Below are 16,012 nucleotides of genomic sequence, written 5' to 3' on the forward strand. Positions count from 1 at the left end.
GCATGGTTTCCGGTTCCACAACGGGCGATGACGGCACGAAGACGGCGGCAACGTCCGGTTCGGTGGCGCCCGACACGGGCGTAAACGCGGCCTGGCCGCTCTGGGAAGTGTTTGTCCGCTCCTCCCGCGGACTCTCCCACGTCCACGCAGGTTCGCTGCACGCGCCCGACGCCGACATGGCGCTGCGCAACGCACGCGACCTATACACCCGGCGCAACGAAGGCGTTTCGCTCTGGGTGGTTCCGGCCGAGGCGATCATCTCCTCCGACCCCGATGCCAAGGGCCAGTTCTTCGAGTCCCCGCAGGGCAAGGACTACCGGCACGCAACGTACTACCGCAAGTCCGAAGGGGTGAAGCACCTGTGAACACGGACAGCGCCACCCGCATCACCCCGGGCAACGCCCTCCGCCCGGAGGACATTGCAGCCTCTGATGCCAAGGCCCCCGAAGCCGTCGCGGAGTACGCGCTCCGCCTGGGCGACGACGCACTGATCCTGGCCCAGCGCCTGGGCTGGTGGGTTGCCCGGGCCCCGGAGCTGGAAGAGGACATTGCCCTTTCCAACATCGCCCTGGACCTGATTGGTCATGCCCGGTCCTTCCTCACCTACGCCGGCACTGCCTGGGACAAGACCGAGGATGACCTGGCCTACTGGCGAGGTGAAGAGGAATACCGTTCCGCCCACATCGTGGAGCAGGAAAACGGCGACTTCGCCAAGACGATTGCCCGCCAGCTGGTGGTCTCCTTCTTCCAGTACGAGCTTTACACCGCCATGCTCTCCTCCAAGGACGAGACCCTGGCGGCCATCGCGGCCAAGGCCGTGAAGGAAGTCGACTACCACCGCGACCACAGCGCCCAGTGGGTGCTGCGCCTGGGCCAGGGAACCGAGGAATCACGCACCCGGATGATCCGCGCCCTGGAACTCATCTGGCCGTACGTGGGCGAGCTGTTCGAGGACGATGACCTGGTTCGCTCCCTCGACGGAATCGCCGTCGTGCCCTCCACGCTCCGCGCTGCCTTCGATGAGAAGGTCGGTGCCGTGCTGGCCGAAGCCGAGCTCGAAGCCCCAGAGGTGCAGCCCGCACCGGGCGGCGGACGCCGCGGCGAGCACAGCGAGTACCTCGGCTACATCCTGGCTGAGCTCCAGGTGCTGGCCCGCCAGCACCCCGGTGCAACCTGGTAACAGCTATGAACGAGACTGAGGCAGCACCCCCCGTCGACGCCGCAGCCAGTACGCAGCTGCGACCCGCGGACCCCGCATCAGCGGCCGCCTGGGACGTAGCGGCGACAGTCTGCGACCCGGAAATCCCGGTCCTGACCATTGAGGACCTGGGTGTTCTGCGGGCCGTTCAGGTCCAGCAGGACAACTCGGTGCGGGTGGCCATCACCCCCACTTACTCCGGCTGCCCCGCCATGGACGCGATCCGCGACGACGTCACCGCCGCGCTCGTTGCCGCCGGCTACGGACCGGTCCGCGTGGACCTGGTCCTGGCCCCGGCCTGGACCACGGACTGGATGAGCGAATCCGGCAAGACCAAACTCAACGAGTACGGCATCGCCCCGCCCACCGGCCGGGCCGCTGCCGGACCCGTCCGGCTGGGCCTTAGCGTCAAGTGCCCCCAGTGCTCCTCACTCAACACGCGTGAAATGACACGCTTTGGCTCTACTTCCTGCAAGGCGCTGTACGTCTGCCGCGACTGCCAGGAACCCTTCGACTACTTCAAGGTGCTCTAAACCATGACAACCTCCACCACCGAGGCGGGCGCAGCTCCCGCCTCGCGCCGCACCGCCTTCCACCCGCTGACGGTCAGTGCTGTCCGCCGGCTCACCGAAGACGCCATCGAAGTCACCTTCGCGGTTCCCGAAGAGCTGACCGGTTCCTTCGATTACCTGCCCGGCCAGTACGTTGCCCTGCGCACCACGCTGGACGGCGCGGAAATCCGCCGCAGCTACTCCATCTGCGCGGAGCCGAAGCCCGGTGAAATCCGGGTCGCCATTAAGCGCGACCTCGGCGGCAAGTTCTCCACCTGGGCCAATGAAAACCTGAAGGCCGGGGACGTCCTGGACGTCATGAGCCCCACGGGCGGTTTCATCTCCAAGCACCCGATGACGGCGCTGAACCACCCCGAAGACATCGACGTAGCGGACGAGAACGTTTTCGTTGCCGTCGCTGCCGGTTCCGGGATCACCCCGGTGATCTCCATTGCCCGCACCGTGCTGGCTGCCTCGGAGAACGTGCGCTTCGACCTGGTGTACGCCAACAAGGCGGCGATGGACGTCATGTTCCTCGAAGAGCTGGCGGACCTGAAGGACAAGTACCCGGCACGTTTCGCCGTGCACCACGTGCTCTCCCGCGAGCAGCGCATCTCCCCGCTGCTTTCCGGCCGGATCGACGCTGACAAGCTGTCTGCACTGATCGAATCCGTTCTGCCGACCCGCGACGTTGACGAGTGGTTCCTCTGCGGCCCGTTCGAACTGGTGCAGCTGTGCCGGGACACCCTGGCAGAGCGCGGCGTGGACTCGGAAAAGGTTCGCTTTGAGCTGTTCACCACTGGCCAGCCGGGCAAGCCGGAAGGCCAGATCGGCCGCCCCATCCAGGTGGACCCGTCAGCGGACAACTACGAGATCAGCTTCCGCCTGGACGGACTGCAGGGCAAGGTTGCCAGCCCCACGCACGCCCGCGAATCGATCCTCAATGCAGCCCTGCGCGTGCGTCCGGATGTTCCGTTCGCCTGTGCCGGCGGCGTGTGCGGCACCTGCCGCGCCAAGGTTGTCTCCGGCACCGTGGAGATGGAAGAGAACTACGCACTGGAACCGGATGAAATCGAAAAGGGTTACATCCTGACCTGCCAGAGCCGTCCTACCAGCCCCGAAGTCACCGTCGACTACGACGCCTAGGAGCGCGGAACCCATGAGCGAACAGAACCAGCCTGAGTCCATGGTCGAACTCAGCTTTTCCGACGGCGTCGCAGAGGTTGTGCTGAACGCCCCCTACAAGCTGAACTCGCTGGACGAGCAGGCCCTCGCGGACCTGTCCAAGGCTTACGACGACGCCGCTGCCGCCGGCGTGCGGGCACTGCTGCTGCGCGGCGAGGGCCGTGCATTCTGCGCCGGACGCGACATCTCCGGCGTCGTCCCGGCCGAAGACGACGCCTATGCCTACCTGGGGGACCTGGTTACGCCGCTGCTGAAGAAGATGGCTGCCTTCCCGGCACCCACCTTTGCCGCCGCGCACGGCGCCTGCCTCGGCGTCGGGCTGGGCCTGCTTGTGGCGACGGACGTGGTCTACGTGGCGGACAACGCGAAGATCGGCTCGCCGTTCGCGAACCTGGGGGCAACCCTGGATTCGGGCGGACACTGGCTCTTCACCGAGCGGCTGGGCGCCCACCGCACGCTGGACCTGATCTACACGGCAGACCTGATGAGCGGAGCTGAAGCCGTAGGGGCCGGCCTGTTCAGCCGGGTGTTCCCGGCCGACGAGCTGCTGGACTCCACCCGTGCCACTGTGGCCCGCGTGGCCTCCGGTGCAACTGGAGCCTTCCGTGCTTCCAAGGAACTCGTCGCACAGATCCGCGATGCCCGGCTGGGGCTATGGGATTCTGTCGAAGACGAGAATAAGGCGCAGGGCGTGCTTTGCGGCACCGAGGACTATGCCGAAGGCTTCGCCGCCTTCAAGGAGAAGCGCAAGCCGGTATTCAAGGGCTAGCTTTCCCCTCTCATCGAGATAGCAGAAACTGCACGATACAGCCCTGTAACGTGCAGTTTCTGCCATCTCGATGGGAACGGGGAGCGGATATTCGACAGGGCGTCGAAACTTCGGGAGAATTGCAGGGCCGGATGCGATCCCGCCCGGCACACGGTGCCTGAGGAGGACCGATGACAGCGCGTGCCGCACGCTTGGTGCGCGGCTGGGCCGGAGCATTCGCGGCCACAGCCGTGGCCGCTGCGTCGCATGTGCTTGGCGGCGGTGCCGCTCCCGAACCGGCCCTCGTGCTGTTCTGCCTGGCAGTTTCGGGAATGGTCAGCTGCCTGCTGGCCGGACGCGGGCTCTCCCTGCCCCGGCTTTCCACCGCCGTCGTCTTCAGCCAGGGGCTGTTCCACCTCATTTTCAGCTTCGGCTCTGCCCCCGCAGCCGTCGTCGCAGGTTCCGGCCATGCCCACCACTCAGGGCCCTCCCTGACTGAGATCGGCACTGCCGCCGCGGCGTCGTCGGCCCCTGTCCACGGACTCATGATGTGGCTGAGCCACGCACTGGCCGCGGCCGCCACGGTGTGGATCGTGGCCCATGGCGAGCGGACCCTAATCCGCATCCTCGAGGCACTTGGTGTCCGGCCCGGTGCCCTGCTGCCGTTGTTCCGTCCCGCGCACCTTCCCCGCCCCATCGCTTCGGCCCTGGCCGTCCGTCCCCTGGGGCTGCGCAACCTTGGCATTCCGCTCCTGACGCTCCGGCACCGGGGCCCACCTGCTGTATTCGTGTCCAGCTAGGCGCACCCGCGCACTCCGCACGAATCCCAGTTCCTTCCCGGAACGGAAAGCAGTTATGCCTACCACTTTTTACCGCCAGGCCCGCACCCGTGCCTCGCTCCTTGCCGCAGCTCTCCTCGCAGCCTTCGCAGCGGTTCTCTTCCTTGCAGCACCGGCACACGCGCACGATGAACTCATTTCATCCAATCCGGCCGACGGCGCCGTGCTGGAAGAAGCACCGTCCGAAATCGAACTGGTCTTCAGCTCCGCGCTGATGGATCTGGGCAACCAGGTGATCGTTGCTGACGCTGCCGGCAACAACGTTGCCGAGTCGGAGCCGGTGCTAAACCGGGAAACACTGGTTCAGGCAGTTCCAGCACTCGAAGCGGGGGACTACCAGGTGAACTGGCGTGCGGTTTCCAGCGATGGGCACCCGATCACCGGCACCTTCAGCTTCACTGTGAACGCTCCGGCCGGAGCGGAGGAAAGCACCGCTCCGGCGGCTTCCGAATCCGCTTCCATCCCGGCAGCCAGCGAGCCCGCTCCCAGCGCTTCAGCAGACCCGGCAGAAGCAGAACCGGCAGCGGAGGAGTCAGATGTGGCATCCCACCTGCCGTGGGCCCTCGCCGGTGCCGGCGTAGGAGCGGCTGCAGCCCTCGCTGCCTGGGCGATCGTTGTCCAGATGCAAAAGCGCCGCGGAGATCACGCCTAGCTTCCAGCCGCCCCGCCGCGTCATGCTGCGGCACGCTTCTTTGGCCTGCCCAAATGCAGTGCCCCCGTCTTCTCTTCCGTGCCCGCGGGCGCGGAACACACCTTTGGAGTACCTGAAACATGAAAAAACTGACCCTCGCCGCCGCTGTCCTTGCGCTCTCCGCAGCCGGACTGGCCGGCTGCGCCGCAACAGACACCCCGGCTGCCGAAACCGCACAGACTGCCGAGCAGGCAGCCGCGCTGTCCGTAACGGGAGCCTGGGCGAAGGCTGCCGACGCCGGCGGTATGACCGGCGCCTTCGGCACGCTGGAGAACTCCGGCACTGAGGACCTCACCGTCGTCTCTGCCAGCACGCCCGCCGCTACCGCGGTTGAGCTGCATGAAGTTGCCATGGACGACGACGGCGCCATGGTCATGCGCGAAATCGAAGGCGGCTTTGTGGTCCCCGCCGGAGGTGAGTACCTGCTCGAACCCGGGGCCAGCCACCTGATGCTCATGGGCCTGCAGGACGGCCTGCTCGCCGGAGACACCGTAACCATCACCCTGGAACTGGAAGACGGCTCGACGGTGGAGATGGACGCGACCACCAAGGACTTTGCCGGCGCCAATGAAAGCTATGGAGACATCAGCGGCGCTGACGGCCACGGGACTGAGGGAGACCACGGTTCCACCGAAACCCACGGACACGCGGACAACTGATGGCCCAGGACCAAGCACCCGGCGGCGTCGGAAGGCGCAGGCTGCTGTTTGGGGGAGCTGCGGCCGGTCTGGGAGCAGTGGCTGCCGCCGGCGGGCACCTTCTGGGCAGCCGCAGCACGCCTGATCTGGAGCGGACAGGCCTGGATGAAGCCGGCAGCAACGGACAGGAAACAGTTCCGTTCTACGGACTTCACCAGGCCGGAATCGAAACTCCTCCCGCGGCCTACGCTGCCTTTGTGGCCCTGGACCTCCGCGAGGGCATCGGCCGCGACCGGATCCAGTCCTGGCTGCGCCTGCTCACAGACGACGCCGCGGCGCTGACCCAGGGCCAGCCGGCCTTGGCCGACACGGAACCCGAGCTGGCAGTGCATCCCGCCCGGCTGACCGTGACCATCGGTTTCGGCCGCAGCCTGGTAGCCGCGGCAGCCCCCGACAGAGTGCCTGCCTGGCTCGGCCCGCTTCCGGCGTTCGGCATCGACGCCCTGCAGGACCGCTGGAACGGCGGTGACCTGGTGCTGCAGCTCTGCGCCGATGATCCGCTGACCCTGGCCCACGCCCAGCGGATGCTGCTGAAGGACAGCCGGTCTTTCGCTTCCGTGCGCTGGGTGCAGACCGGATTCCGGCGTGCCTACGGCAGCGAACCCGCGGGCACTACCATGCGCAACCATTTCGGACAGGTAGACGGCAGCGCGAATGCGCTGCCGGGGACCCCGGAGTTCGAGCGCGTGGTCTGGGGTGACGCCGAGCTTCCGGCATGGCTGGAGGGCGGCACATCCATGGTCATTCGCCGCATCGCCATGAACCTGGACACCTGGGACGAGCTGGACCGGAGGGGACGGGAAGAATCGGTGGGCCGCAGGCTCTCCGACGGCGCCCCGCTCACCGGGGAAGCCGAACATGACGAACCGGATTTTGACGCCGTTACCGGTCTTGGTTTCAAGGTCATTCCGGAGTACGCGCACATGCGGCGGGCCAGGCCGGACAACCCGCGTCAGCGGATCTACCGGCGCGGCTACAACTATGACGACGCCCCGGAGCCGGGAGGGTCCGTCTCCAATGCCGGGCAGATTTTTGTGGCGTTCCAGGCTGACGTGACTGAACAGTTCGTGCCGATCCAGCAGCGCCTGGACCAGCTGGACCTGCTCAATGAGTGGACGACGCCGATTGGCTCAGCGGTCTTTGCCGTGCCGCCGGGTGCGCGGAAGGGCGGTTTTGTGGGGGAGGAGCTCTTCACATAGGGATTGCTCCGCTGCAGGTGGCCCCGCTAGGTTGGGAATGTCAGTATGCTGACTAACGTTCCCCTGGCGGGGCATCACCGAAAGGCAACAATGACGCAGAGCTACGATCCGAATAATGATCCGGCCAATCCGGACAAGCCCAAGGAAGCTGACAACGCTGCTGAGGCCCAGAAAGGCCCGGGCACGCAGGAGGGCACCGGAAACCATGCCGGAAGCGGTGAGAAGGGCCGCCGGGTCAACCCTGACCCGGCAGAAGGCAACATCACCGGACTGGAGCCCGGCGGCGGGGTGCCGCCGGGTGAGACTCCTCCTGCGGAGGACCAGATGAGCATGGACCAGGGACACGACGAAGACTAGGCGCGTCCGTCCCTTCTTTAATCGAGATTGCAGAAACTGCCCGTTTGGAGCTCCAAACGGGCAGTTTCTGCAATCGCGATGGAGGGTCAGCGGACGTCGAGGTCCTCGAACACCAGGAAAGTCTGGGTGTCCAGTACGCCGGGCGCAGACTGCAGCTGGTCGAAGATGACCTGCCGCAGGTGAAGGTTGTCCTCGGCCCGCACCAGCAGGATCACATCGAAGGACCCTCCCACCAGGGCAACATGGTGCACCTCGGGAATCTTGCGCAGGGCTTCCTTCAATTCGCGCCAGGAATGCTGGCGAACCTTCAAGGTGACGTAAGCGCTGGACCGCAGTCCCGCCTTGACCGGGTCCACGAGTGCGGTGAAGCGGGTCAGGACGCCGGAGCCGGTCAGCTTCGAGATGCGCGAGTAGGCGTGCGCCCGGGAGATATGCACGGCCTCGGCCACGGCACTGACTGAGGCCCGGCCGTCACGCGTGAGCTCCTCAAGGATCCGCTTATCGATCTCATCCAGTGTCGCCTGCGTCTCCGCCATAGTGTCTACGTCCTTCAAAGTAATCGAGCTCACTTTTACAAGTCGTCCATCACAATACGCAGAGAACGACAATAAATCTAGGATTCCGGCGTCCGGTGGATGCGAATCGTCAGCTTCTTCATACTGGGCTTACAGAAATTCCATCCAAGCCGGAGGAACCGGGACGCCCGGAACCCATCCGGCATCCGCCGCGGCAGACGGAGGCTTCAATGACTATTCCCACCGGCAACACTCGCGCCGGGTCCGCTCAGGGCACGCGGCCGGAAGACAATGAGGACCGCACCGCAACCATGCTGCCCTCCGCCGAACCGGTCCAGCTGATCGACGCTGACGGCACCCACCGGCACAGCGAGAAGTACCCGCTCCCGGACGGTGACGCCCTCAAGGCCGCCTTCGAGGGCCTGGTGTCCGGCCGGCGCATCAACGACCAGGCCAACGCGCTGGTCCGGCAGGGCCGGCTGGCGGTCTACCCTTCCTCCCACGGACAGGAAGCATGCCAGATTGCAGCCGCTGCCGTGCTGGCCGACGGCGACTGGCTCTTCCCGACGTACCGCGACACCGTCGCCGTCGTACACCGCGGGGTGGACCCCCTGCAGGTCCTGACCCTGCTCAAGGGTGACTGGCACGCAGGCTATGACCCGTATGAGCACAACGTGGCTCCGCAGGCGACGCCGCTGGCCACCCAGCTGCTGCACGCCGTGGGCGTGGCCCACGCGGCCAAGCTGCGCGGCGAGAACACCGTGGTGATGGCAATGTGCGGCGACGGCGCCACCAGCGAAGGCGACTTCCATGAGGCCCTGAACTTCGCCGCGGTCTTCCACGTTCCCGTGGTTTTCTTCGTGCAGAACAACGAGTACGCAATTTCTGTGCCGCTGAAGAACCAGAGCGTAGCTCCCTCGCTGGCCCATAAGGCCATCGGTTACGGCATGCCGGGCGAGCGGGTGGACGGCAACGACGCCGCGGCGCTGCTCGCCGTGCTGGGCGCCGCCGTCGAGCGTGCCCGTGAAGGTGGCGGCCCTGCCCTGGTGGAAGCACACACCTACCGGATGCAGGCCCACACCAACGCCGACGACGCCACCCGTTACCGCTCCGAGGAGGACGTCGCCCAGTGGGTTCCCAGGGATCCCCTGGCCCGGCTGCGCACCTACCTCACCGGACTGGGCGTCCTTGACGACGCCGCTGAGGAAGAGATGGCGGCCTCGGCCGAGACCATCGCGTCCCGCATCCGCGACGGCCTCAACACGGACACCGTGCCCGAGCCCATGGACCTCTTCAACTTCGTCTATGACAGCCGCACCCCGCAGCTCGCCGAGCAGGCCGCCCTGCTGCAGGACGAGCTGTCCCGGGCACAGGACTAACAGGAGCCACCAATGACAGTCACAGCACAGGCGCCTGCGCCCGAAGATACCCGTGTCAGCCTGACCTTCGCGAAGGCACTGAACACCGCCCTGGCCGACGAAATGGCCGCGGATTCCGCCGTGGTGATGTTCGGCGAGGACGTCGGCCCGCTCGGCGGCGTCTTCCGCATCACCGACGGCCTGACCGCCCGCTTCGGTGAGGAACGCTGCTTCGATACCCCGCTGGCCGAATCAGGCATCATGGGCATGGCCGTTGGCATGGCCATGAACGGAATCCGCCCGGTTGTCGAAATGCAGTTCGACGCCTTCGCCTACCCAGCCTTCGAGCAGGTGGTCAGCCACGTCGCCAAGATGTCCAACCGCACCCGCGGCAAGGTCAAACTGCCCCTGGTGATCCGCATTCCGTACGCCGGCGGAATCGGGGGAGTGGAGCACCACTGCGACTCCTCCGAGTCCTACTACGCGCACACCCCGGGCCTGACCGTCCTGGCCCCGGCCACCGTTGCGGACGCCTACACCATGCTCCGCGAAGCCATCCGCTTCCCGGACCCGGTGGTGTTCCTGGAACCCAAGAAGCTGTACTGGACCAAGGAAGACGTTGACCTGGCTGCCCTGCGGGCGCCTTTCGAAGACAGCACACCGGCCGCAGACCCGGCGATCGGCAAGGCCGCCGTCGCCCGCGAAGGCACCGACGCAACCCTGATCGCCTACGGTCCGTCCGTATCCACTGCCTTGTCCGCGGCCGAGGCGGCTGCCGCTGAAGGCCGCAGCCTGGAAGTCATCGATATCCGCAGCATCGTCCCCTTCGATGACGAAACGGTGTGCGCCTCGGTCCGGAAGACCGGCCGCGCCGTCGTCATTTCTGAAGCCCCCGGCTTTGCGTCCGTCGCATCGGAAATCGTTGCCCGCATCCAGGAACGCTGCTTCCACTCGCTGGCTGCACCCGTGCTTCGCGTGACTGGCTTCGACATCCCGTACCCGGCCCCGAAGCTGGAGCACTTCTTCCTGCCCGGTGTGGACCGCATCCTGGACGCTGTGGACGAACTTCAGTGGGAGGACAAATGAGCGTGCGCACTTTCCTGCTCCCGGACCTGGGCGAAGGCCTGACCGACGCGGAACTGGTGAACTGGCTCGTTGCCGAGGGCGACACCATTGCGGTGGACCAGCCCGTTGCCGAGGTGGAGACCGCCAAGTCACTGGTGGAAGTCCCCTCGCCGTTCGCGGGCGTGGTGCAGACACTGCACGGCGCCGCGGGGGAGAGCATCGACGTCGGCAAGCCGCTGATCTCGGTCCGCACGACGGCGGACGCCCCGGCACCCGGCGAAACCTCGCCGAGTGCCCCCAGCGACCCGGATCCTGCCGGCGAGGCCTACCGGCAGGAGGAACGGGCCGGTTCGGGCAACGTGCTCATCGGTTACGGGACTCCCGATCAGACCAGCCACGGCACTAACCGCCGCACCCGCGCCCCGCGCCGCGCTTCGGCTGTGCAGGCCGTCCCCGCAGCTCCGGCTCCTGCAGCCGTCGCCGTCGCTGACCTGGCTCCGGCCGCAGCCGCAACCGCCACCCTTGAGGCTCCGCGCTGCATCAATCCGCTGGTGCGCCGCCTGGCCCGCGAGTCCGGAATCGCCCTGCGCACCGTGGACGGCACCGGCCCGGACGGCCTGATCCTGCGCCGCGACGTCGAACTGGCCATCAGCGCCGGCTCACCAGACACAGCGGTAGCACCTGTCCCTGCGTCGCCGGCTGCTCCGGCAGCCGGCGATACGGACCCCCGATCAGGACTGGGCGTCGCGTCCCGCACCCCGGTCAAGGGACTGCGCCGCACCGTCGCCGCGAACCTCAGCGCCAGCCGCAGCGAAATCCCGGAAGCGACCGTCTGGGTGGATGTGGATGCCACCGCCCTGCTGGAACTGCGCGCGGACCTCAAACGGCGGGACCCGGAGAACACCCCGGGCCTGATGGCTTTCCTCGCCCGCTTCACCCTGGCCGGCCTGCGCCGGTTCCCGGAACTTAACACCCGTTACGTCGCCGGAACCGGCCCGGATGCCGAACTGGTGGCCTTCGACGGCGTCAACCTGGGGTTCGCTGCGCAGACCGACCGCGGCCTGATGGTTCCCTCGATCCGGCACGCCGAAAAGCTGAGCGCCCGGGAACTGGACGCGGAAATCCGGCGGCTGACGGCGTCGGCCCGGTCCGGAGCCGCCACTCCGTCAGAGCTGACCAGCGGCACCTTCACCGTGAACAACTACGGGGTATTCGGCGTTGACGGAAGCGCGGCGATCATCAACTATCCCGAATCGGCGATCCTTGGCATCGGGCGCATCATCGACAAGCCGTGGGTCGTGGACGGACAGCTCGCGGTACGCAAAATGACTGAACTGACACTCGTCTTTGACCACCGGGTCTGTGACGGAGGGACTGCCGGCGGGTTCCTTCGTTACGTTGCCGACGCAATAGAGAACCCGGGAAGCGTCCTGGCTGACCTGTAGCCTGCGGCACACGGTAGGTTGGTTAGCGCAGACACCCCGAAGGACGGACGCCATGACCCAGACCCACCCGCAGACTCCCGATGACTGGATAGAGCTGGCGCCGCGCACTTATGTGCGGGCAAGCCCGGGCTGGGGAATGAACTCCGGGCTGGTTATCGGCGAGGAACGGGCGCTGCTGGTGGATACGGGTGCCGGACCGGCCCAGGCCAAGGCGCTGCTCGACGGCGTCCGGAAGCTGACCAGCCTGCCGGTCATCGCGGTTAACACCCATGCCCACTTCGACCACTTCTTCGGCAACGCCTACCTGATGGACAACGGTGTTGAAGAGATCTGGGCAACCAGCGCCTGCGTCGGGACCATTACGGCAACAGGTGAGGAGCAGCGTTCCGCTGTTGCCGTCGTCGAACCGGGCATGGCAGCCGGGACCGGCCCGGGTACGGCCATAGCCGCACCCACCAGGCTGGTTGAGGGGGCACCCGTGGACCTGGACCTCGGCGGGATTTCCGTGACCCTGTTCCATCTGGGCCGCGGCCACACCGACCATGACCTTCTGGTGGGTGCCGGCGACGTGCTTTTCGCCGGAGACCTGGTGGAACAGGGCGCAGACCCGAATTTCGGAGACTCCTACCCGAAGGAGTGGATCCGCACGCTGGGCAAGATCGTTGCGCTGGAAGACCTTTACGGAACCGTGGTTCCCGGGCACGGAAAACCGGTGGACATGGACTTCGTGACCACCCAGATGAACAAGATGCGCACCGCCGTTGCCGTGACCCGCAGTGCCATGGACCAGGCCTCCACGGACATGACCAAGGCCGTGCCGATCCTGCCCTACGGGCCCGAACAGTCCCGGGCCCTGCTGATGCGCCTGCGTACCCTGGCCCGCTGGAAGTGGCTGAAGCAATAGATACCTTCAGTCTGCGCGGTATCGCCGTACCGGCCTTCGGGCCAACGGTGCTGTACGGAACGGCGATCGGGGCGATCCTTCCCGTCGTAGCCCTGACCGCCCGCGACCTCGGTGCCACAGTGGCGCTGGCTGCCGCGATTGTCACCCTGACCGGCATCGGTTCTCTCCTGACCAACGTTCCGGCGACGCTGGTTACCACCCGCTTCGGGGAGAAATGGGCGCTGGTGGGCGCGGCAGCCTGGTGCGCAGCTGCCATGGTTCTGGCAGCTTCAGTGCCCGTGCTCTGGGTCTTCGCCGTCGCCGTTTTTATGGTCGGCATGGCGGGAGCCGTGTTCGGGCTGGCCCGGCAAAGCTACGTCACTGAAGCCGTTCCGCTGCACTACCGGGCACGTGCGCTTTCCACTCTGGGCGGATCCAACCGGATCGGTGTCTTTATCGGTCCGTTCGCTGCCGCCGGGGTGATGTCCTTCGCCGGAACTCCAGGCGCCTACTGGGTAGGTGCTGTGGCCGCCCTGGGTGCGGGACTGCTGAGCCTGACCGTTCCAGACCTGAGCGTGCGCGGGCCAGGCCACGGAAACTGGGCCTCGCGCAGTGAGGAGCTGGAGGAAGCGGTCGACGCCGTGGCCGCGCCCACCATCAGGTCCATTCTCCGCAGCCACTCACATGTTTTCGGCACAGTGGGGATCGGGGTGCTGCTGATTGCGGCGGTTCGGGCCACCCGGCAGGCCGTCATTCCGCTGTGGGCCCAGCACCTGGGCATCGATCCTGCCCAGACCGCGCTGATCTACGGCATTTCCGCCGGCATCGACATGCTGATCTTCTATCCGGCCGGACGGGTCATGGACCTGCGCGGACGCCGGGCAGTGGCGGTGCCCTGCATGCTGCTGATGGCTGCAGGGCTTGGCCTGCTGCCGCTCACGTCATCTCCGCTGCAGCTGCTGCTGGCGGCCCTGCTCATCGGTTTCGGCAACGGAATCGGATCCGGAATCGTGATGACGCTGGGCGCGGATTTCTCTCCGCAGCCGGGCCGGCCGCAGTTTCTGGGGCTGTGGCGGCTGCTCTCGGACATTGGGATTCTCAGCGGGCCGGGACTGCTGTCCCTGGTCACCGCGCTTATCTCGCTTTCCGCCGGAATTGCCGCGACCGCGGTGATGGGTCTTGCCGGTGCCGCCGTGCTGTGGCGGTACGTTCCGAAGGGACGCCGGACCGGCCCCTAGCGGTCCCCGGCCTGCTGGGTGAACAGCCAGGAGCCAAGGGCCGCGATCATATACCCCACGCCGAGGATCAGGCTCAGTCCGCACCAGAAGTACAGTGGACGGCCGTCCAGCCCAGCCACGCCTGCGCCCCAGCGGGCATAGGCATACAGGGCAGCTGAAAGGGCCAGGAAGAACATGCCTCCCGCTGCGGACAGACCGGTCCAGAGCCGTCCGCCCGCGCCGCGGCTGCCCGGGGGGAGGGTGTTCCAGTCCTGGTTGGTCCGCATCATCACCAGGCCCCCCACCAGCGTGCAGGCGGCAACAACAAAAAAGGCTGCAACGACGTCGGCGGGCCTGTGCCAGAGATTGAAGAACGTTGCCGTGCCGGCCAGGACGGCGTAGGTGCCGCCCAGGACTGCGGTCAGCGGCCGCCACCGCGGGGAAGAGACCAGAAAGACAGCTGCCATGGCGGAGGCAGCCATGGTGGTGTGTCCGGAGGGAAGGGAATTGAACGCGAGCGTGGCGACACCGCGGTCCGGACGGTCCAGCAGCAGGTTCTTCAGCAGTTGCGTCACCAGGTTGGCACCGGCCATGGTGGCGATGGCAATGACGGCAGGGGAGAGGCGCCTGCGGTAAATCGTGACGCCGGCGATTACCGCCAGCGCAATGAACACGGATGCCAGCGGAAGGCTGTCCAGGATCTGCAGCGACGGGACGCGGGTCCCCGGTGCCACCAGCTCCGCCTCGCGCCAGGCGGATTCGTCTGCCGCCTGGCCCGTAGTGGTTCGGACGAAGCCAAAGTACGTTACTGCCGCGCCCGCTGCCGCCAGCAGTGCCGCGAAAAGAAAGAGTGCGGGGTTGTGCCCGGCCGGCCGCCGCACGGGCTGCCGCTTGTTCAGGAGATTGCGCGTATCCATCCCCTCAAGCGTGCCATAGGTCCTTGCCGGTTTGCTGTGAATAGCCGCCGTGCAGGCCATTAGGCTGGAACTGTGGAACCAAATCCTTATCCCGGCCTTCCTGTCCTGCGTGACGGGGCGCACGTTGTGTCCCTTCCCATGCGCGTGAAGTTTCGCGGAATCCTCCACCGTGAGGCCCTGGTGCTGCAGGGACCCGCTGGCTGGGGAGAGTTCTCGCCCTTCCCCGAGTATGACGACGACGAAGCGGTTCCGTGGCTGGCCTCAGCCGTCAAATCTGCCTGGGAACCGTTTCCGCAGCCGGTCCGCAGCAGCGTTCCGGTCAACGCAACGGTCCCCGCAGTGGCAGCGGACCAGGTGGAGAAAGTCCTGGCCCGGTTCGGAGCCGTGCCCGCCGTGAAGGTGAAAGTGGCCGAGCGGGGCCAGATACTGGCCAACGATCTTGAGCGGGTCTCCGAAGTGCGGCGGCTGCTTCCGGACGCGGGGATCAAGGTAGACGCGAACGGCGGCTGGAGCGTGGAGGAGGCCGTTCATGCCCTGACCCTGCTCTCGGAGTACGGCCTCGAATATGCGGAACAGCCGGCTGCGGACATTCCCGGCCTGCGCGCGGTTCGCCTGGAGCTGGCACGCCGTCAGATCCCGGTTCCGGTGGCGGCAGATGAGTCTGTGCGCAAGGAATCGGATCCTTTGCTGGTGGCGAGGGAGGACGCCGCGGATCTGCTGGTGGTTAAGGTGTCGCCGCTGGGCGGGGTGGCCCGGGCACTGGAAGTAGTGGCAGAGGCCGGTCTTCCCGCCGTCGTAAGCTCCGCACTGGATACCTCGGTGGGCATCCGGGCCGGTGTTGCGCTGGCCGCAGCCCTGCCTGAACTTCCGTTTGCCTGCGGACTGGGGACACTCTCCCTCATGGAAGGTGACGTTTCGGATCAACCCCTGCTGCCCGACGGCGGGGCGCTGGCAGTGCGCGACGCACCAGTTAATCCGGACCTGCTGGAACGTTACGCGGCCGCCCCGGACCGGCAGCAGTGGTGGCTGGAACGGCTGGAGCGGGTGTACTCGAAACTGGCCTTGGCCCCGGAAACCGGACGCTGAGGATCTATCGCCCGGCGCTCACTGTGCCGGACAGTCAGCCGGGTCAGGCAGGCCAATAGC

General features: G+C 66.6%; 18 protein-coding genes. 16 read left to right on the forward strand and 2 right to left on the reverse strand.

Annotation, left to right across the window (positions count from 1 at the left end; genetic code table 11):
• Positions 1–2: 2 nt before the first annotated feature.
• The 10 genes from paaB (at position 3) to AO716_RS01640 (ending at position 7,466) form a co-directional block, all read left to right on the forward strand.
• On the forward strand, positions 3–365 hold the full coding sequence (gene paaB / locus AO716_RS01595) for a 1,2-phenylacetyl-CoA epoxidase subunit PaaB (protein WP_235471974.1): 363 nt from the start codon (positions 3–5) through the stop codon (positions 363–365).
• Positions 362–1,180, forward strand: coding sequence for a 1,2-phenylacetyl-CoA epoxidase subunit PaaC (gene paaC, locus AO716_RS01600; RefSeq protein WP_055239205.1), 819 nt, complete (start codon positions 362–364; stop codon positions 1,178–1,180). The genes paaB and paaC overlap by 4 nt, the downstream gene beginning before the upstream one ends.
• A 5-nt stretch (positions 1,181–1,185) precedes the next feature.
• A complete protein-coding gene (paaD, locus tag AO716_RS01605; protein WP_082413243.1) occupies positions 1,186–1,731 on the forward strand; it encodes a 1,2-phenylacetyl-CoA epoxidase subunit PaaD in 546 nt (181 codons plus the stop codon).
• Between the two features lie 3 nt (positions 1,732–1,734).
• A complete protein-coding gene (gene paaE, locus AO716_RS01610; protein WP_055239206.1) occupies positions 1,735–2,895 on the forward strand; it encodes a 1,2-phenylacetyl-CoA epoxidase subunit PaaE in 1,161 nt (386 codons plus the stop codon).
• A gap of 40 nt (positions 2,896–2,935) precedes the next feature.
• Positions 2,936–3,703: an enoyl-CoA hydratase/isomerase family protein gene (locus tag AO716_RS01615; protein ID WP_055239724.1), complete on the forward strand. Its 768-nt coding sequence runs from the start codon at positions 2,936–2,938 to the stop codon at positions 3,701–3,703.
• A gap of 170 nt (positions 3,704–3,873) precedes the next feature.
• On the forward strand, positions 3,874–4,482 hold the full coding sequence (locus AO716_RS01620) for a hypothetical protein (protein WP_055239207.1): 609 nt from the start codon (positions 3,874–3,876) through the stop codon (positions 4,480–4,482).
• A 55-nt stretch (positions 4,483–4,537) separates the two neighbouring features.
• Positions 4,538–5,173, forward strand: a complete 636-nt coding sequence (locus tag AO716_RS01625) for a copper resistance protein CopC (protein ID WP_055239208.1) — start codon at positions 4,538–4,540, stop codon at positions 5,171–5,173.
• A gap of 119 nt (positions 5,174–5,292) precedes the next feature.
• Positions 5,293–5,871 carry a copper chaperone PCu(A)C gene (locus tag AO716_RS01630; RefSeq protein WP_055239209.1) on the forward strand — a complete coding sequence of 193 codons (579 nt, stop codon included), beginning with the start codon at positions 5,293–5,295 and terminating at the stop codon, positions 5,869–5,871.
• Entirely contained in the window at positions 5,871–7,109 is a 1,239-nt protein-coding gene (locus AO716_RS01635) for a Dyp-type peroxidase (protein WP_055239210.1), read from the forward strand. The genes AO716_RS01630 and AO716_RS01635 overlap by 1 nt, the downstream gene beginning before the upstream one ends.
• 90 nt (positions 7,110–7,199) lie before the next feature.
• Positions 7,200–7,466 carry a DUF6480 family protein gene (locus AO716_RS01640; RefSeq protein ID WP_055239211.1) on the forward strand — a complete coding sequence of 89 codons (267 nt, stop codon included), beginning with the start codon at positions 7,200–7,202 and terminating at the stop codon, positions 7,464–7,466.
• An 86-nt stretch (positions 7,467–7,552) separates the two neighbouring features.
• Here AO716_RS01640 and AO716_RS01645 read toward each other — a convergent pair whose 3' ends face one another.
• Positions 7,553–8,002 carry an Lrp/AsnC family transcriptional regulator gene (locus tag AO716_RS01645; protein ID WP_055239212.1) on the reverse strand — a complete coding sequence of 150 codons (450 nt, stop codon included), beginning with the start codon at positions 8,000–8,002 and terminating at the stop codon, positions 7,553–7,555.
• Between the two features lie 209 nt (positions 8,003–8,211).
• On the opposite strand from AO716_RS01645, the gene pdhA reads away from it, so the two are divergent.
• From pdhA to AO716_RS01670, 5 genes are read left to right on the forward strand one after another with little or no spacing between them, the layout of a single operon-like run.
• Positions 8,212–9,360, forward strand: coding sequence for a pyruvate dehydrogenase (acetyl-transferring) E1 component subunit alpha (pdhA, locus tag AO716_RS01650; RefSeq protein WP_082413244.1), 1,149 nt, complete (start codon positions 8,212–8,214; stop codon positions 9,358–9,360).
• 12 nt (positions 9,361–9,372) lie between these two features.
• Positions 9,373–10,425: an alpha-ketoacid dehydrogenase subunit beta gene (locus AO716_RS01655; protein ID WP_055239213.1), complete on the forward strand. Its 1,053-nt coding sequence runs from the start codon at positions 9,373–9,375 to the stop codon at positions 10,423–10,425.
• On the forward strand, positions 10,422–11,849 hold the full coding sequence (locus AO716_RS01660; RefSeq protein WP_055239214.1) for a dihydrolipoamide acetyltransferase family protein: 1,428 nt from the start codon (positions 10,422–10,424) through the stop codon (positions 11,847–11,849). Before AO716_RS01655 ends, AO716_RS01660 begins: the two co-directional genes overlap by 4 nt.
• Before the next feature lie 52 nt (positions 11,850–11,901).
• Positions 11,902–12,753: an MBL fold metallo-hydrolase gene (locus AO716_RS01665; protein WP_055239215.1), complete on the forward strand. Its 852-nt coding sequence runs from the start codon at positions 11,902–11,904 to the stop codon at positions 12,751–12,753.
• Complete coding sequence (locus AO716_RS01670) at positions 12,732–13,970, forward strand: MFS transporter (RefSeq protein ID WP_200907582.1); 1,239 nt, start codon at positions 12,732–12,734, stop codon at positions 13,968–13,970. The genes AO716_RS01665 and AO716_RS01670 overlap by 22 nt, the downstream gene beginning before the upstream one ends.
• Here AO716_RS01670 and AO716_RS01675 read toward each other — a convergent pair.
• Positions 13,967–14,866, reverse strand: a complete 900-nt coding sequence (locus AO716_RS01675) for a phosphatase PAP2 family protein (RefSeq protein WP_055239219.1) — start codon at positions 14,864–14,866, stop codon at positions 13,967–13,969. The two genes, AO716_RS01670 and AO716_RS01675, sit on opposite strands and share 4 nt — an antisense overlap.
• 72 nt (positions 14,867–14,938) lie before the next feature.
• On the opposite strand from AO716_RS01675, the gene AO716_RS01680 reads away from it, so the two are divergent.
• Positions 14,939–15,952: an o-succinylbenzoate synthase gene (locus AO716_RS01680; protein ID WP_268753541.1), complete on the forward strand. Its 1,014-nt coding sequence runs from the start codon at positions 14,939–14,941 to the stop codon at positions 15,950–15,952.
• Positions 15,953–16,012 lie beyond the last annotated feature (60 nt).

The organism is Arthrobacter sp. Edens01, from assembly GCF_001307035.1.
Taxonomy (GTDB): Bacteria; Actinomycetota; Actinomycetes; order Actinomycetales; family Micrococcaceae; genus Arthrobacter_B.

Excerpts from the sequence above, each read along its gene's own strand:
- paaB (WP_235471974.1), top strand. The coding sequence starts at position 3 with ATGGTTTCCGGTTCCACAACGGGCGATGACGGCACGAAGACGGCGGCA.
- paaD (WP_082413243.1), top strand. The coding sequence starts at position 1,186 with ATGAACGAGACTGAGGCAGCACCCCCCGTCGACGCCGCAGCCAGTACG.
- paaE (WP_055239206.1), top strand. The coding sequence starts at position 1,735 with ATGACAACCTCCACCACCGAGGCGGGCGCAGCTCCCGCCTCGCGCCGC.
- AO716_RS01615 (WP_055239724.1), top strand. The coding sequence starts at position 2,936 with ATGGTCGAACTCAGCTTTTCCGACGGCGTCGCAGAGGTTGTGCTGAAC.
- AO716_RS01620 (WP_055239207.1), top strand. The coding sequence starts at position 3,874 with ATGACAGCGCGTGCCGCACGCTTGGTGCGCGGCTGGGCCGGAGCATTC.
- AO716_RS01625 (WP_055239208.1), top strand. The coding sequence starts at position 4,538 with ATGCCTACCACTTTTTACCGCCAGGCCCGCACCCGTGCCTCGCTCCTT.
- AO716_RS01630 (WP_055239209.1), top strand. The coding sequence starts at position 5,293 with ATGAAAAAACTGACCCTCGCCGCCGCTGTCCTTGCGCTCTCCGCAGCC.
- AO716_RS01635 (WP_055239210.1), top strand. The coding sequence starts at position 5,871 with ATGGCCCAGGACCAAGCACCCGGCGGCGTCGGAAGGCGCAGGCTGCTG.
- AO716_RS01640 (WP_055239211.1), top strand. The coding sequence starts at position 7,200 with ATGACGCAGAGCTACGATCCGAATAATGATCCGGCCAATCCGGACAAG.
- AO716_RS01645 (WP_055239212.1), bottom strand. The coding sequence starts at position 8,002 with ATGGCGGAGACGCAGGCGACACTGGATGAGATCGATAAGCGGATCCTT.
- pdhA (WP_082413244.1), top strand. The coding sequence starts at position 8,212 with ATGACTATTCCCACCGGCAACACTCGCGCCGGGTCCGCTCAGGGCACG.
- AO716_RS01655 (WP_055239213.1), top strand. The coding sequence starts at position 9,373 with ATGACAGTCACAGCACAGGCGCCTGCGCCCGAAGATACCCGTGTCAGC.
- AO716_RS01660 (WP_055239214.1), top strand. The coding sequence starts at position 10,422 with ATGAGCGTGCGCACTTTCCTGCTCCCGGACCTGGGCGAAGGCCTGACC.
- AO716_RS01665 (WP_055239215.1), top strand. The coding sequence starts at position 11,902 with ATGACCCAGACCCACCCGCAGACTCCCGATGACTGGATAGAGCTGGCG.
- AO716_RS01675 (WP_055239219.1), bottom strand. The coding sequence starts at position 14,866 with ATGGATACGCGCAATCTCCTGAACAAGCGGCAGCCCGTGCGGCGGCCG.